Here is a 14,400-nt window from a genome sequence, read left to right as displayed (position 1 = left end):
GGTGTGAACCTCAGGGGTTCACGGTGAGCCTGATGCTCAGAAGACGCCCAGCTCCTTGGCGTTCTTCTTCAGGTCCTCGATGCCACCGCACATGAAGAACGCCTGCTCCGGGAAGTGGTCGTACTCGCCGTCGCAGATCGCGTTGAAGGCCGCGATCGACTCGTCCAGCGGGACGTCCGACCCGTCGACGCCGGTGAACTGCTTGGCGACGTGGGTGTTCTGGGACAGGAAGCGCTCCACGCGACGGGCACGCTGGACGACGAGCTTGTCCTCTTCGCCGAGTTCGTCGATACCGAGGATCGCGATGATGTCCTGCAGGTCCTTGTACTTCTGCAGGATGTTCTTCACGCGCATCGCGGCGTTGTAGTGGTCCGCCGCGATGTACCGCGGGTCGAGGATGCGGGACGTCGAGTCCAGCGGGTCCACGGCCGGGTAGATGCCCTTCTCCGAGATCGGACGGGAGAGCACCGTCGTCGCGTCGAGGTGGGCGAAGGTGGTGGCAGGCGCCGGGTCGGTCAGGTCGTCCGCGGGGACGTAGATCGCCTGCATCGAGGTGATCGAGTGACCACGGGTCGAGGTGATGCGCTCCTGGAGGAGACCCATCTCGTCGGCCAGGTTCGGCTGGTAGCCCACCGCGGAGGGCATACGGCCGAGCAGGGTCGACACCTCGGAACCGGCCTGGGTGAAGCGGAAGATGTTGTCGATGAAGAACAGCACGTCCTGCTTCTGTACATCGCGGAAGTACTCCGCCATGGTCAGACCGGCCAGGGCCACGCGCAGACGGGTGCCCGGGGGCTCGTCCATCTGGCCGAAGACGAGGGCGGTCTTGTCGATGACACCGCTCTCGCTCATCTCGTCGATGAGGTCGTTGCCCTCACGGGTGCGCTCACCGACACCGGCGAACACCGACACACCGTCGTGGTTGTTGGCGACGCGGTAGATCATCTCCTGGATGAGCACCGTCTTGCCGACGCCGGCGCCGCCGAACAGGCCGATCTTGCCGCCCTTGACGTACGGGGTCAGCAGGTCGATGACCTTGACGCCGGTCTCGAACATCTCGGTCTTCGACTCGAGCTCGTCGAAGTTCGGCGCCTTGCGGTGGATCGGCCAGCGCTCGCCGGTGTACTGCTCGTCGACGTTCAGCACCTCACCGAGGGTGTTGAACACCTTGCCGGTGGTGAAGTCGCCGACCGGCACGGAGATGGAGGAACCCGTGTCGGTCACCGGGGCCTGGCGGACCAGGCCGTCGGTGGGCTGCATGGAGATGGTGCGGACCAGTCCGTCACCCAGGTGCTGGGCGACCTCGAGGGTGAGCGTCTTGAGCTCGCCCTCGTTGGCCGGGTCGGCCACCTGGACGTGCAGCGCGTTGTAAATCTCCGGCATCGCGTCGACGGGGAACTCCACGTCGACGACCGGGCCGATGACCCGGGCGACGCGGCCCGTGGCCGTCGCGGTCTCAACAGCGGTGGTCATTAGTTGTCACTCCCCGCGTTCGCGTCGGCCAGGGCACTGGCGCCACCGACGATCTCGCTGATTTCCTGGGTGATTTCGGCCTGGCGGGCCGCGTTGGCAAGACGGGAGAGCGTGTTGATCAGCTCGCCCGCGTTGTCGGTCGCCGACTTCATCGCGCGCCGAGTGGCGGCGTGCTTCGAAGCGGCCGACTGGAGCAGCGCGTTGTAGATGCGGCTCTCCACGTAGCGCGGCAGCAGGGCGTCGAGGACGTCCTCCGCCGACGGCTCGAAGTCGTACAGCGGAAGGATCTCGCCCTTGGTGGACCCCGCGGCGTCAGCCGCTGATGTCCCTGCCTCCGCAACCTCTTCGAGGCGCAGCGGAAGCAGCCGGGGATCGACCGCCGTCTGCGTCATCATCGAGACGAACTCGGTGTAGACGATGTGGAGTTCATCCACGCCGCCGTCCGCCGTGTCCTTCTCGATGGCCTCGATCAGCGGGGCCGCGACCTTCTTGGCGTCCGCGTACGAGGGCTCGTCGGTGAAGCCCGTGAACGTCTCCGCGATCTTGCGCTCACGGAAGTTGTAGTGGGCGACACCGCGCCGGCCGACGATGTACGTGTCGACCTGCCTGCCCTCGCGCTCCAGGCGCTCGGTCAGCCGCTCCGCCGCCTTGATGGCGTTGGAGTTGAAGGCGCCGGCCAGACCGCGGTCGCTCGTGAGGAGCAGGACCGCGGCACGGGTCGGGTTGTCCGCCTCCGTGGTCAGCGGGTGCTTGGTGTTCGACCCGGTTCCGACCGCCGTGACCGCGCGGGTGAGCTCCCGCGCGTACGGCGTGGAGGCCGCCACCTTGCGCTGCGCCTTGACGACGCGCGAGGCGGCGATCATCTCCATCGCCTTGGTGATCTTCTTGGTCGCGGTGACGGATCGGATGCGACGCTTGTAGACCCGGAGCTGGGCTCCCATGAGTCAGGTCCCTTCCTTACGTCACTTGGCGGCGGACGGGGCGTCCTCGCCGAGCAGCTTGCCGTCGCTCGTCTCGAACTGCTTCTTGAACTCCGCCACGGCGTCGGCGATGGCCTGGATCGTGTCGTCGGACATCTTGGCGCCCTCCTTGATGGAGGTCATCAGGCCCTGCTCCTTGCGGTGCAGGTGCTCAAGGAGCTCCTTCTCGAAGCGGCGGATGTCCTCGACCGGCACGTCGTCCATACGGCCCGTGGTACCGGCCCAGACCGAGACGACCTGGTCCTCGGTGGCCATCGGCTCGTACTGGTTCTGCTTCAGCAGCTCGACCATGCGCTGACCGCGCTCGAGCTGTGCCTTCGACGCGGCGTCCAGGTCGGAACCGAAGGCGGCGAACGCCTCCAGCTCACGGAACTGGGCGAGGTCCACGCGCAGACGGCCGGAGACCTGGCGCATCGCCTTGTGCTGCGCGGAACCACCGACTCGGGAGACGGAGATGCCGACGTTCAGCGCGGGGCGCTGACCGGCGTTGAACAGGTCCGACTCCAGGAAGCACTGGCCGTCGGTGATGGAGATGACGTTGGTCGGGATGAACGCCGACACGTCGTTGGCCTTGGTCTCGACGATCGGCAGACCGGTCATCGAGCCGGCGCCCTCGGCGTCGGAGAGCTTGGCGCAGCGCTCCAGCAGCCGGGAGTGCAGGTAGAAGACGTCACCCGGGTAGGCCTCACGGCCCGGCGGGCGGCGCAGCAGCAGCGAGACGGCGCGGTAGGCGTCGGCCTGCTTCGACAGGTCGTCGAAGATGATCAGGACGTGCTTGCCGTCGTACATCCACTGCTGACCGATGGCGGAACCGGTGTACGGCGCCAGGTACTTGAAGCCGGCCGGGTCGGACGCCGGGGCGGCGACGATGGTCGTGTACTCCAGCGCGCCGTTCTCCTCCAGCGCGCGGCGGACCGACGCGATGGTGGAGCCCTTCTGGCCGATGGCGACGTAGATGCAGCGGACCTGCTTCTTCGGGTCGCCGGTGCGCCAGTTGTCACGCTGGTTGATGATCGTGTCGACGGCCAGGGCGGTCTTGCCGGTCTGGCGGTCGCCGATGATCAGCTGGCGCTGACCACGGCCGATCGGGGTCATGGCGTCGACGGCCTTGTAGCCCGTCTCCATCGGCTCGTGCACCGACTTGCGCTGCATGACCGTGGGGGCCTGCAGTTCGAGGGCGCGGCGGCCCTCCGTCTCGATCTCGCCGAGGCCGTCGATCGGGTTGCCGAGCGGGTCGACCACGCGGCCGAGGTAGCCCTCGCCGACGGCGACGGACAGCACCTCGCCGGTGCGGGTGACCGGCTGACCCTCCTCGATACCGCTGAACTCACCGAGGACGACGGCACCGATCTCGCGCTCCTCGAGGTTGAGGGCGAGGCCGAGGGTGCCGTCCTCGAACTTCAGCAGCTCGTTGGCCATGGCCGAGGGCAGGCCCTCGACCTTCGCGATGCCGTCGCCGGCAACGGTGACCGTACCGACCTCCTCGCGCGAGGCCGCGTCCGGCTTGTACGACTGGACGAAGTTCTCCAGCGCGTCCCGGATCTCCTCCGGCCGGATCGTGAGCTCCGCCATCTGAGTTCCCTGCTCTCCTTGTTGGGCCCGAAGTTTCACTTGGGGGGTATGGGGACTCCCCCCAATATGAGGTGAATCCTCTGCACGGCCCAACCAGGGCCGTAACTGCTTGTTGCCTATGAAGAATTGTGCTGCTCAGCCGGCCAGCCGACGGCTCGCGTCCTCGAGCCGGTCCGCGAGGGACCCGTTGATGACCTCGTCGCCGACCTGCACCCGGATCCCGCCGACGACCGCGGGGTCGACGTCGAGGTTGAGGTGCATACGGCGGCCGTAGAGCTTCGCGAGGGCGTCGCCCAGGCGCTGCTTCTGCCGGTCGCTCAGCGGTACCGCCGAGGTGACGACGGCCACCGTGCGGTCCCGGCGCTCGGCGGCGAGCTTGGACAGGGACTCGAGTCCCGACTCCAGGCTACGTCCCCGGGGCACGGTCACGAGACGCGTGACCAGACGCTCGGTGGCGGCGGCCGCCCTGCCGCCGAGCAGGCTGCCCAGCAGCTCGCTCTTGGCGGAGGCGGTGGCGCTCCGGTTGGTCAGCGCGGCCCGCAGCTCGGTGTTGGAGGAGACGATCCGGCCGAACCGGAACAGCTCGTCCTCGACGTCGTCGAGCGCGCCGGCCCGCTGGGCGGCGGTGAGGTCGGCCACGGCGGCCAGTTCCTCGAGCGCGTCCACCAGGTCGCGCGACTGCGACCAGCGGGAGCGCACCATGCCGGACACGAGGTCGGCGGTCGGGCCGCCGACCTGCGAGCCGAGCAGGCGCCGGGCCAGGTCGGCCTTGGCCTCACCGGCCTGCGCCGGGTCGGTGAGGACCCGACGCAGCGACACCTCGCGGTGGAGCAGCGCGGTGACGGCGGCCAGCTCGTCGGCGAGCGAGCCGGCGTCCACGGACGTGGAGTCCGTCAGCGCGTCGAGACGCTCGCGTGCGGCTGCCAGGGCCTCGCGGCTCGCTCCGTTCATCGCGCGGCCTCGGCCTTCTGGTCGAGCTCGTCGAGGAAGCGGTCGATCACACGGCTCTGCCGGGCGTGGTCCTCGAGGGACTCCCCGACAAGCTTGCCGGCCAGGGTGGTGGCCAGCGTGCCGACGTCCTGACGCAGCGCGGACGCGGCGGCCTTGCGGTCGGCCTCGATCTGCGCGTGCCCGGCGGCGATGATCTCCTCGCGCTGACGCTGGCCCTCGGCCCGCATCTCGGCGATGAGCGTCGCACCCTGCTCCTGCGCCTCCTGGCGCAGACGCGCGGCCTCGTGCCGGGCTTCGGCGAGCTGAGCCTTGTACTGCTCAAGGACGCTCTGGGCCTCGGTCTGAGCGGCCTCGGCCTTCTCGATACCGCCCTCGATGGCCTCGCGACGCTCTTCCAGGACCTTGTTGATGGTCGGAAGGAGCTTCTTCGCGAGGAAACCGAAGACGATGACGAAAGCGATGAGGCCGATGACAACTTCCGGCCACGGCGGGATGAGGGGATTCTCCTTCTCGCCCTCAGCCGCCAGGAAAACCAGGGCGGAGTTCACATCAGTGCCTTTCGTCGAAAGGGTCGGTCGTCAGTGCTCGTCTTAGTAGACGAACGGCATGACGAGACCGATCAGGGCGAGCGCCTCACAGAAGGCGAAGCCCAGGATCTGGTTGGCGCGGATCAGGCCGGCGGCCTCGGGCTGGCGGGCGAGAGCCTGGGTGCCGTTACCGAAGATGATGCCAACGCCGACGCCCGGACCGATGGCCGCGAGACCGTAACCGACGGAACCGAGGTCACCCGTGACAGCAGCAAGGTTGGACATGCCAGTTCTTCCTTCTCTTTACGGACCGGTGGGGGTTGGCCACCGGACGACTATGGGGGTGGAAACCGGGGGCGCTCAGTGGTGCTCGGCGAGCGCGCCCTGGATGTACGTGCAGGTGAGCAGGACGAAGACGTACGCCTGCACGGCCTGGATGAAGAGCTCGAAGAGCGTCATGACGATGACCATGCCGAACGAGACGGCGGAGAAGGCGATGCCGATCCCGTTGAGCATGTACCAGCTGGCGATCGTGAAGAGCAGCAGCAGGGTGTGGCCCGCGAACATGTTCGCGAAGAGTCGCACGGCGTGGGTGAACGGGCGGACCAGCAGGTTCGAGAAGAACTCGATGGTCATCGACAGCGGGAGGACCGCGCCGAGGGACTTGTCGTAGCCGGTGACGTTCTTGAAGAAGCCGACGAAGCCGTGCCGCTTGAAGGTGAGCGAGACCCAGGTGATGTAGACGATCAGGGCCAGGACCAGCGGGTAGGCGATGATCGACGTCACCGGGAAGGCGGCGACGGGGATGATCGACCAGAGGTTCATCATCCAGACGAAGAAGAACAGGGAGACGGCGAGCGGAACGTACTTCTCGCCCTCGCGCTTGCCGAGTGTCTGGTACACGATGCCGGTACGGACGAAGTCGTAGCCGGCCTCGGCGACCATCTGGAGCTTGCCGGGGACGAGCCTGGGCTTGGCGAAAGCGGCCCAGAAGAAGCCCACGACGATGATGGAGCCGAGCAGCGCGAGGAGCATCGGCTTGTTGAAGTACAGGCCGTTGCCGTCTGCGTCGCCCCAGAGCGGTTCGAAGAGGAACGAGTGCAGGCCCGGAGCCGGGAAGCCACAACCGTCGAACAGGTGGCAGTCGGTCTCGAAGGCGAGCACCTGCGTCGGGTCAGCACTCACCGCGGGCTCCTTCATCGTGGCGCATAGGTACGGCAACCTCGTTGTGTCGGCGCGGCGCGGGGCCGCAGTTCGGCACGGGACTGGTGTTACGGATGTGGGGGCGGCCGGGGGGCGTTACGCCTCGCGATCGGCCAGGCGCCGGCTCGGATGCCCGCGCCCGCGATGCCGCAGTTGGCACCGGACGATAGCAGGAGTTCCGAGGCCTCTTTATCCCGGGCCTACCCCTCACGACGAGTGCCCCGAGTTTCCCGGCTTGGAGGCCGTCGTCGACTCGGGTTCGACATAGAGGATCTTCGACTTCATGTGCGCGCGCGTCTGTGCGGCGATCCACACGAGGGTGGTGCCGACCAGCGTGAGAGCGAAAGCCTTGGGGTGGAACAGGGTGGTGTCCCGGAACAGGGCGACGAAGACGAACAGCAGCAGGATCTGCGCCGCGTAGAGCATCAGCCCCATGGCCTGGAACAGGTGGGGCAGCGTTTTGGCGGTGCGCTGAAGTACGTAGAGCCCGATCCCCATGAAAAGGATGACCACCGCGGTCGCGACGAGCGCCCCGATCGCACCCTTGCCACCGGCGACCACCGCGCTGACGACGGCGGCGACAGCGCCGGCGGCAGCCGTGGGCACGGCGGCCTGGGCCAGGATCCGGACGTCATTGGACGGCATGGCGGCAACTCCGCAAATCACAGGGGGGCAGTGTGTCGTCATGGACGAGCGTAAACCCCTGAGCGGAGAGAGATTTCCTCGCACCTGCGAACCGTCGCAATGCGGTTCAGCTGGTCTGTCCGGGGTTCTCGTGAACGCTATCACAAACTATTTGATGCAGTCTTTACCTGCTTGGTGTGCTCGGCGTCACACATGAGAGTGAATCTGCGCGTCTGAGCGAGAACTCGGCCCTTATGTCTGGTATTGGGCCGGTTCCTACACCCAACGAAGACCCATCAGTACCCAACGACTTGGCAATGCTCTAGCCGGATTCTTACCTTGACCGCGACCGGTCGCCCAGCCGTGCGCGGGGGCCCACCGCGGTCGCGCCATTGACGCCGGAGACGCCCGCGGCGACCGGGGTGCGCTCCTCGTCGGCGCTCTCGGGTTCCTCCGCCGCCGATGCCTCCGGTGCGTCCGACGCGCCCGCCAGGGCCGCCCTGCGGCGCCGGTAGCGCGGCGGTACGACCGCCTCCGCCCAGCGAGGGGCGCGGGGCGTGAAGCGGGGCAGCAGAAGCAGGATGAGCCCGAGCGTGGACAGGATCACGACGCTCAGCACGATCCACATCGACGCCGAGTTCACGGAGTACGTCAGCGCGCCGAAGGCGATCAGCGCCGACCAGAAGTACATGATCAGCACGGCCCGGCTGTGCGAGTGCCCGATCTCCAGCAGCCGGTGGTGCAGATGGCCGCGGTCCGCGGCGAACGGCGACTGGCCGCGCCAGGTGCGCCGTACGATCGCCAGGATCAGGTCGGCGGCCGGCACCGCGATGATGGTCAGCGGCAGCAGCAGCGGGATGTACACCGGCACCGTCTGGTGCACGGCCTCCTTCTCCGAACCGGCGAACAGCTTCAGCGCGTCCGGGTCGACCTGCCCGGTCACCGAGATCGCGCCGGCGGCGAGCACCAGCCCGATGAGCATCGAGCCGGAGTCGCCCATGAAGATCCGCGCGGGGTGCATGTTGTGCGGCAGGAAGCCGAGGCACATGCCCATGAGGATCACCGAGAACAGGGTCGCCGGGGCGGCCGCCTCGATGCCGTACGAGTACCAGATGCGGTAGGCGTACAGGAAGAACGCCGCCGCCGCGATGCACACCATGCCGGCGGCGAGCCCGTCCAGGCCGTCCACGAAGTTGACCGCGTTGATGGTGATCACGACCAGCGCGACCGTGAGCAGGGTGCCCTGCCACTGGGTGAGCGCGACCGAGCCGACGCCCGGGATGGGCAGCCACAGGATCGTCAGACCCTGCATGACCATCACGCCGGCGGCGATCATCTGGCCGCCCAGTTTGATGAGCGCGTCGATCTCGAACTTGTCGTCCAGCACACCGATCAGCCAGATCAGCGCGGCCCCGGAGAGCAGCGCACGCGGCTCGTTGGAGTTCTCGAAGAGCTGGGTGAGATTGGTGAGGTGGTCGGCGACCAGCAGCCCCGCGCACAGTCCGAAGAACATCGCGATCCCACCGAGCCGCGGAGTGGGTTCCCGGTGCACGTCACGTGCCCGGATCTCCGGCATCGCCCCGGCCACGATCGCGAACTTCCGTACCGGCCCTGTCAGCAGGTACGTCACCGCGGCCGTGATGCAGAGCGTCAGCAGGTATTCACGCACGGGCTTCCCCACAGATCTCGCTGGCCATCACAGCCCCACACCCTAGCGAGGCACGCATAAGAGTGAGGACATCCGGGTACCACCGATGGTTGCACGCCCACCCGTGAACCTCGCCCGCGTCGCTGTGCGCACGCGCGTCCGCCCCGCTGCGGGCCCCCGAGCCCGCCTCGCCATGGGCTGCCCACCCGCCCCGCTGTGGGCGCGCGTCCGCCCCGCTGTGGCACCCACCCGTCCCGCTGCGCGCCCCCGGGCCCGCCTCGCTGTGCCCACCCGTTCCGCAGGGCGGAACGGGTGGGCACAGCGGAACAACGCCGGAGGCCCTGTCGGCCCACCCCAGCATCCGAACGCCTAAGCCCGGGCCGGCACCCCGGTCAGTGCCGTGACAACGGGATCCAGCGCCTCGAATATCTCGTCCCCGATGGACCGGAAGAACGGCAGCGGCGCCCCGTACGGGTCATACACCTCGTCCGCCTCGAGCGTCGGCGCCAACAACCACCCCCGCAGAGCCGCCGCGGCCCGTACCAACGCCCGAGCCCGCATCACCAGCCCCTCGTCCAACGGCGGCAAGGTGGCCGGATCGATCGCGTTCACCAGCCGCGTGAACTCTTTCAACGTAAACGTCCGCAACCCCGCGGAATGCCCCATCGAGATCACCTGCGCCCGATGATCCCGCGTAGCGGTCAGCACCAGATCCGCCCGGATCACATGCTCATCCAGCAGTTCCCGCCCCACGAACCCGGACGCGTCCGCCCCGAACTCCCCCAGCACGGTCTCCGCGTGCGCCTCCATGGCCGCACCCTCGTGCCCCCACGTCCCCGCGCTCTCCACGATCAGCCCGCCACCCAGGATCCCCAGCCGCTGGCTCACGAAATGCCGGGTCAGCCGCTCGGTGATCGGCGAGCGGCACACGTTTCCGGTACTGACGTGGAGGATGCGGAAGGTGTCGCGCGGAAAACCGAAGGTCGTCGTGATCTCCGCGCTGGATTCCCCGTTGCCTATGCCACGCCCCGACTCAGGGGCCGTCAATTCGCCACCTCGAGGTCGGGTACCACCTTGCGCAGCTCCTCGGGCGAGATCGCGCCCTCGCGCAGCAGCACCGGCACGGGCCGCGTGACGTCGACGATGGAGGAGGGCACGTTGCCCGGGGTGGGCCCGCCGTCCAGGTACACGGAGACGGAGTCCCCGAGCATCCCCTGAGCGGCGTCGCAGTCCTCGGGCGCCGGGTGACCGGTCAGGTTCGCCGACGACACGGCCATCGGCCCGACCTCGGTGAGCAGTTCGATGGCGACGGGGTGCAGCGGCATCCGTACGGCGACCGTGCCCCGGGTGTCCCCGAGGTCCCACTGCAGCGACGGCTGGTGCTTGGCGACCAGCGTCAGCGCGCCCGGCCAGAACGCGTCGACGAGTTCCCAGGCCTGCTCCGAGAAGTCGGTGACCAGGCCGTGCAGGGTGTTCGGGGAGCCGATCAGGACGGGAGTGGGCATGTTGCGGCCCCGCCCCTTGGCGTCCAGCAGATCGGCGACGGCCTCCGAGGTGAACGCGTCGGCGCCGATGCCGTACACCGTGTCCGTCGGCAGCACCACGAGTTCGCCCCGGCGGACGGCGGACGCGGCTTCACGCAGACCGGTCGTGCGGTCGGTCGCGTCGTTGGTGTCGTAACGGCGAGCCATTTAGCGGGCCTCCTCGTACGGGTGCTGCCGGGGGGAAGAAGTATGCGGGACGCTCACGGCAGCGCCTTACGGGCGGTGGCGAACCGGGGGCGGTTGTTGAGGTCGGGGTGGTCGGCCGCGTCGGCCCAGCCCCGCTCGTCGGCGAAGATCCACGGCACCTGTCCGCCCTGGGTGTCCGCGTGCTCGACCACGACCACCCCGCCGGGCCGCAGCAGCCGGTGCGCGGTGCGCTCCAGGCCACGGATCAGCTCCAGGCCGTCCTCACCGGAGAACAGCGCGAGGTCGGGGTCGTAGTCGCGGGCCTCCGGCGCCACGTACTCCCACTCGGTGAGCGGGATGTACGGCGGGTTGGAGACGACCAGGTCGACCTGTCCGTCGAGGTCGGGGAAGGCCGCGAGGGCGTCTCCCTGGCGCAGTTCGACCCTTGACCCCTCCATGTTCTTGCGCGTCCACCTCAGGGCGTCCTCGGACAGCTCAACGGCGTGCACTCGGGAGCGCGGGACCTCCTGGGCGAGGGCGAGCGCGATGGCGCCGGAGCCGGTGCACAGGTCGACGATGCAGGGCTCGACGACGTCCATCGCGCGGACGGCGTCTATCGCCCAGCCGACCACGGACTCCGTCTCGGGCCGCGGCACGAACACCCCGGGTCCGACCTGGAGCTCCAGGTAGCGGAAGTACGCCCGCCCGGTGATGTGCTGGAGCGGCTCGCGGGCCTCACGGCGGGCGATGACCTCCCAGTACCGGGCGTCGAAGTCGGAGTCCTTCACGGTGTGCAGCTCGCCGCGCTTGACGCCGTGCACGAACGCGGCGAGCTCCTCCGCGTCGGTGCGCGGCGAGGGCACGCCGGCGTCGGCGAGCCGCTGGGTGGCCTGGGCCACCTCGGCGAGCAGCAGGTTCACTGGTCCTCCGTGCTGTCTGTCGGCGGGGGTTTACGCGGCGGCGAGCTTGGCGGCCGAGTCCGCGTCGACACAGGCCTGGATCACCGCGACGAGGTCGCCGTCCAGGACCTGGTCGAGGTTGTACGCCTTGAAGCCGACGCGGTGGTCCGAGATGCGGTTCTCCGGGAAGTTGTACGTGCGGATCTTCTCGGAGCGGTCGACCGTGCGGACCTGGCTGCGCCGGGCGTCGGCGGCCTCCCGCTCCGCCTCCTCCTGCGCCGCCGCGAGCAGCCTGGAGCGCAGGATACGCAGGGCCTGCTCCTTGTTCTGCAGCTGGCTCTTCTCGTTCTGGCAGGAGGCGACGACTCCGGTCGGCAGGTGCGTGATGCGCACGGCGGAGTCGGTGGTGTTCACGGACTGCCCGCCGGGCCCGGAGGACCGGTAGACGTCGATGCGCAGGTCGTTCGGGTTGATCTCCACGTCGACCTCCTCCGCCTCGGGCGTCACCAGGACACCGGCGGCGGAGGTGTGGATACGGCCCTGCGACTCGGTGGCCGGCACGCGCTGCACGCGATGCACGCCGCCCTCGTACTTCAGCCGCGCCCACACGCCCTGGCCGGGCTCGGTGGCGCCCTGGCCGCCCTTGGTCTTCACCGCGACCTGGACGTCCTTGTAGCCGCCCAGCTCGGACTCGGTGGCGTCGATGATCTCGGTCTTCCAGCCGACACGCTCCGCGTACCGCAGATACATGCGCAGCAGGTCGCCGGCGAACAGGGCGGACTCGTCGCCGCCCGCGCCGGCCTTGATCTCGAGGATGACGTCCTTGTCGTCACTGGGGTCGCGCGGGACGAGAAGCAGGCGGAGCTTCTCGGTGAGCTCCTCGCGCCGCTGCTCCAGCTCCTTGACCTCGGCGCCGAAGTCCGGGTCCTCGGCGGCCAGTTCGCGCGCGGTCTCGATGTCGTCGCCCGTCTGCTTCCAGGAGCGGTACGTGGCGACGATCGGGGTGAGCTCGGCGTAGCGCTTGTTCAGCTTGCGCGCGTTGGCCTGGTCGGCGTGGACCGACGGGTCGGCGAGCTTCTTCTCCAGGTCGGCGTGCTCGGCGACGAGTTCCTCGACGGCCTCGAACATCTTGGGCTCCTGCGATGACGTGGGTGAAGGGGCGGGCGACCAAAAACGCCGGTCCCGGCCTGCCCCGGGTCGGGGGCACGGCCGTGGACCGGCGATTGGGGGCTCGCTACTTCTTGGAGCCGGCGGCCTTGCCGAAGCGGGCCTCGAAGCGGGCCACACGGCCACCGGTGTCGAGGATCTTCTGCTTGCCCGTGTAGAACGGGTGGCACTCGGAGCAGACCTCGGCACGGATGGTGCCGCTGTCGATGGTGCTGCGAGTGGTGAACGACGCGCCACAGGTGCAGCTGACCTGCGTCTCGACGTACTCGGGGTGGATGTCGCGCTTCAAGGTGTCTCCTAGGTTCGGGAGGGCACCGGGTCGCTGCCGCGGGTGCGGGGGCGTGAACCGGGGCCGACTTACCAGTCTGCCAGGACTGGGGTCCTCTCCCAAAACCGGGGGTTGTCGTTCTTTGTTCCCTGCGGGCCGGTGGGGGCTTGTCGCGCCCCCGCGGCGGAGCCGCACATCGATACGGCCCCGCGCCTCTCAGGGGGCGCTCACCACGCCCGTTGCCTCGCCCGCGGCCGTGTTCTCCGTGGCGCTCTCGGGGATCGGCCGGTCCTTCTTCAGTGCGTCCCACACCTGCTGGGCCTTCGTTTGTTCCAGCAGGACCCGGTTGGGGTCGGCCGGGTCGTACCGGACCGGCATCGTGATCATGGCCAGGTGGGCGGGGGTGATGTTCTTCAGGCCTGTCGCGAAGGACATCAGGGAGTTCACCGAGCCCAGGCCGGAATCGGTGGTGACCGCCTTCGTGGCGGTGTCGGCGAGGTCGTAGAGCTTCTTCGGGCTGGTGAGGACGCCGACGTCCTTGACCTGCCGTAGCAGGGCCTTGACGAAGGCCTGCTGGAGCTGGATGCGGCCGAGGTCGGAGCCGTCGCCGACGCCGTGCCGGGTGCGGACCAGGCCCAGGGCCTGTTCGCCGTCGAGCCGGTGGGTGCCGGCCTCCAGGCGCAGATGGCTGTCGGGGTCGTCTATGTCCTCCCCGGTGGTGACCTCGACACCGCCGAGTTCGTCGATCAGCTGCTGGAAGCCGGTGAAGTCGACCTCCAGATAGTGGTCCATGCGCAGGTCGGTGATCGACTCGACGGTCTTCACCGCGCAGGGCGCCCCGCCCGTGGCGTAGGCGGAATTGAACATCACGCCGTTCGCCGCGGGGTGGCTGCCGCCGTGGGTGTCGGTGCACGCGGGGCGGTCGATGACGGTGTCGCGCGGGAGGGAGACCACGCTCGCCTTCTTGTGGCCCTCGTACACGTGCACGATCATCGCGGTGTCGGAGCGGGCGCTCCCCTCGTCGGCGCCGCCGCCGAGTCTCCTGTTGTCGCCGGCGCGGGTGTCCGAGCCGAGGACGAGGATGTTCTCGGAGCCGTTGTCCGCCTTCTCGGGGCGGTCGGTGCCGAGGAACCGGTCGATGTCGATGCTCGCGATGTTGCCGTTGAGTTTGAAGTACAGATATCCGGCGCCGGTGCCGCCCAGGACGACGATGCCGGCGGCGGCCCAGGCCGCGGCCTTCAGGCCCTTGCGCCGACGTCCTCTGTCCCGGTCGCCCGGTGTGCTCTCGGCAGCCATGTGCTCCTCAGCTCATCTACGTCCGGATACCCCTTTGCACTCGGTGCCAGACATGACGGGGAATCGTCGGCCAGGGTCGCACGGCGGCCTGAGCGAAGGTCTCGCCCCACGCGAAAGGGCCG

At 68.7% G+C, this 14,400-nt stretch carries 15 protein-coding genes; all 15 read right to left on the bottom strand.

Annotation, left to right across the window (positions count from 1 at the left end; genetic code table 11):
* Positions 1 to 36 precede the first annotated feature (36 nt).
* The 15 genes from atpD to ACGFR9_RS07535 all read right to left on the bottom strand — a co-directional run bounded on the left by atpD (position 37) and on the right by ACGFR9_RS07535 (position 14,278).
* On the bottom strand, positions 37 to 1,473 hold the full coding sequence (gene atpD, locus ACGFR9_RS07605; RefSeq protein ID WP_030223827.1) for a F0F1 ATP synthase subunit beta: 1,437 nt from the start codon (positions 1,471 to 1,473) through the stop codon (positions 37 to 39).
* Complete coding sequence (locus tag ACGFR9_RS07600; protein WP_393203870.1) at positions 1,473 to 2,414, bottom strand: F0F1 ATP synthase subunit gamma; 942 nt, start codon at positions 2,412 to 2,414, stop codon at positions 1,473 to 1,475. The genes atpD and ACGFR9_RS07600 overlap by 1 nt, the downstream gene beginning before the upstream one ends.
* Before the next feature lie 21 nt (positions 2,415 to 2,435).
* Positions 2,436 to 4,025 carry a F0F1 ATP synthase subunit alpha gene (gene atpA, locus ACGFR9_RS07595; protein WP_393203868.1) on the bottom strand — a complete coding sequence of 530 codons (1,590 nt, stop codon included), beginning with the start codon at positions 4,023 to 4,025 and terminating at the stop codon, positions 2,436 to 2,438.
* Between the two features lie 135 nt (positions 4,026 to 4,160).
* The gene (locus tag ACGFR9_RS07590) at positions 4,161 to 4,976 is read right to left on the bottom strand and encodes a F0F1 ATP synthase subunit delta (RefSeq protein WP_393203867.1); all 816 of its coding nucleotides are present in this window, start codon (positions 4,974 to 4,976) and stop codon (positions 4,161 to 4,163) included.
* Positions 4,973 to 5,524, bottom strand: coding sequence for a F0F1 ATP synthase subunit B (locus ACGFR9_RS07585; RefSeq protein ID WP_030223820.1), 552 nt, complete (start codon positions 5,522 to 5,524; stop codon positions 4,973 to 4,975). The genes ACGFR9_RS07590 and ACGFR9_RS07585 overlap by 4 nt, the downstream gene beginning before the upstream one ends.
* 42 nt (positions 5,525 to 5,566) lie before the next feature.
* Positions 5,567 to 5,788 carry an ATP synthase F0 subunit C gene (gene atpE / locus ACGFR9_RS07580; protein WP_004925497.1) on the bottom strand — a complete coding sequence of 74 codons (222 nt, stop codon included), beginning with the start codon at positions 5,786 to 5,788 and terminating at the stop codon, positions 5,567 to 5,569.
* A gap of 75 nt (positions 5,789 to 5,863) precedes the next feature.
* Positions 5,864 to 6,703, bottom strand: coding sequence for a F0F1 ATP synthase subunit A (gene atpB / locus ACGFR9_RS07575; protein ID WP_393203864.1), 840 nt, complete (start codon positions 6,701 to 6,703; stop codon positions 5,864 to 5,866).
* Between the two features lie 210 nt (positions 6,704 to 6,913).
* Entirely contained in the window at positions 6,914 to 7,351 is a 438-nt protein-coding gene (locus ACGFR9_RS07570; protein WP_030223811.1) for a hypothetical protein, read from the bottom strand.
* 313 nt (positions 7,352 to 7,664) lie between these two features.
* The gene (locus ACGFR9_RS07565; protein ID WP_393203862.1) at positions 7,665 to 8,999 is read right to left on the bottom strand and encodes an MraY family glycosyltransferase; all 1,335 of its coding nucleotides are present in this window, start codon (positions 8,997 to 8,999) and stop codon (positions 7,665 to 7,667) included.
* Between the two features lie 348 nt (positions 9,000 to 9,347).
* Positions 9,348 to 10,025 carry a protein-tyrosine-phosphatase gene (locus ACGFR9_RS07560; protein ID WP_393203860.1) on the bottom strand — a complete coding sequence of 226 codons (678 nt, stop codon included), beginning with the start codon at positions 10,023 to 10,025 and terminating at the stop codon, positions 9,348 to 9,350.
* Complete coding sequence (locus ACGFR9_RS07555; protein ID WP_030223805.1) at positions 10,022 to 10,669, bottom strand: L-threonylcarbamoyladenylate synthase; 648 nt, start codon at positions 10,667 to 10,669, stop codon at positions 10,022 to 10,024. The genes ACGFR9_RS07560 and ACGFR9_RS07555 overlap by 4 nt, the downstream gene beginning before the upstream one ends.
* A 53-nt stretch (positions 10,670 to 10,722) precedes the next feature.
* Positions 10,723 to 11,568: a peptide chain release factor N(5)-glutamine methyltransferase gene (gene prmC, locus ACGFR9_RS07550; RefSeq protein ID WP_393203858.1), complete on the bottom strand. Its 846-nt coding sequence runs from the start codon at positions 11,566 to 11,568 to the stop codon at positions 10,723 to 10,725.
* 30 nt (positions 11,569 to 11,598) lie between these two features.
* Positions 11,599 to 12,675, bottom strand: coding sequence for a peptide chain release factor 1 (gene prfA, locus ACGFR9_RS07545; RefSeq protein ID WP_030223803.1), 1,077 nt, complete (start codon positions 12,673 to 12,675; stop codon positions 11,599 to 11,601).
* A gap of 106 nt (positions 12,676 to 12,781) precedes the next feature.
* Entirely contained in the window at positions 12,782 to 13,003 is a 222-nt protein-coding gene (rpmE, locus tag ACGFR9_RS07540) for a 50S ribosomal protein L31 (protein WP_030042685.1), read from the bottom strand.
* A 195-nt stretch (positions 13,004 to 13,198) separates the two neighbouring features.
* Positions 13,199 to 14,278, bottom strand: a complete 1,080-nt coding sequence (locus ACGFR9_RS07535) for an LCP family protein (RefSeq protein WP_393203855.1) — start codon at positions 14,276 to 14,278, stop codon at positions 13,199 to 13,201.
* Between the last annotated feature and the right edge of the window lie 122 nt (positions 14,279 to 14,400).

Source organism: Streptomyces sp. NPDC048584 (genome assembly GCF_043199595.1).
In the GTDB taxonomy this organism is placed as follows: Bacteria; Actinomycetota; Actinomycetes; order Streptomycetales; family Streptomycetaceae; genus Streptomyces; species Streptomyces edwardsiae.
The sequence above is the reverse complement of the archived record's forward strand: the minus strand, read 5'-3'. Positions and strand labels throughout refer to the sequence as shown.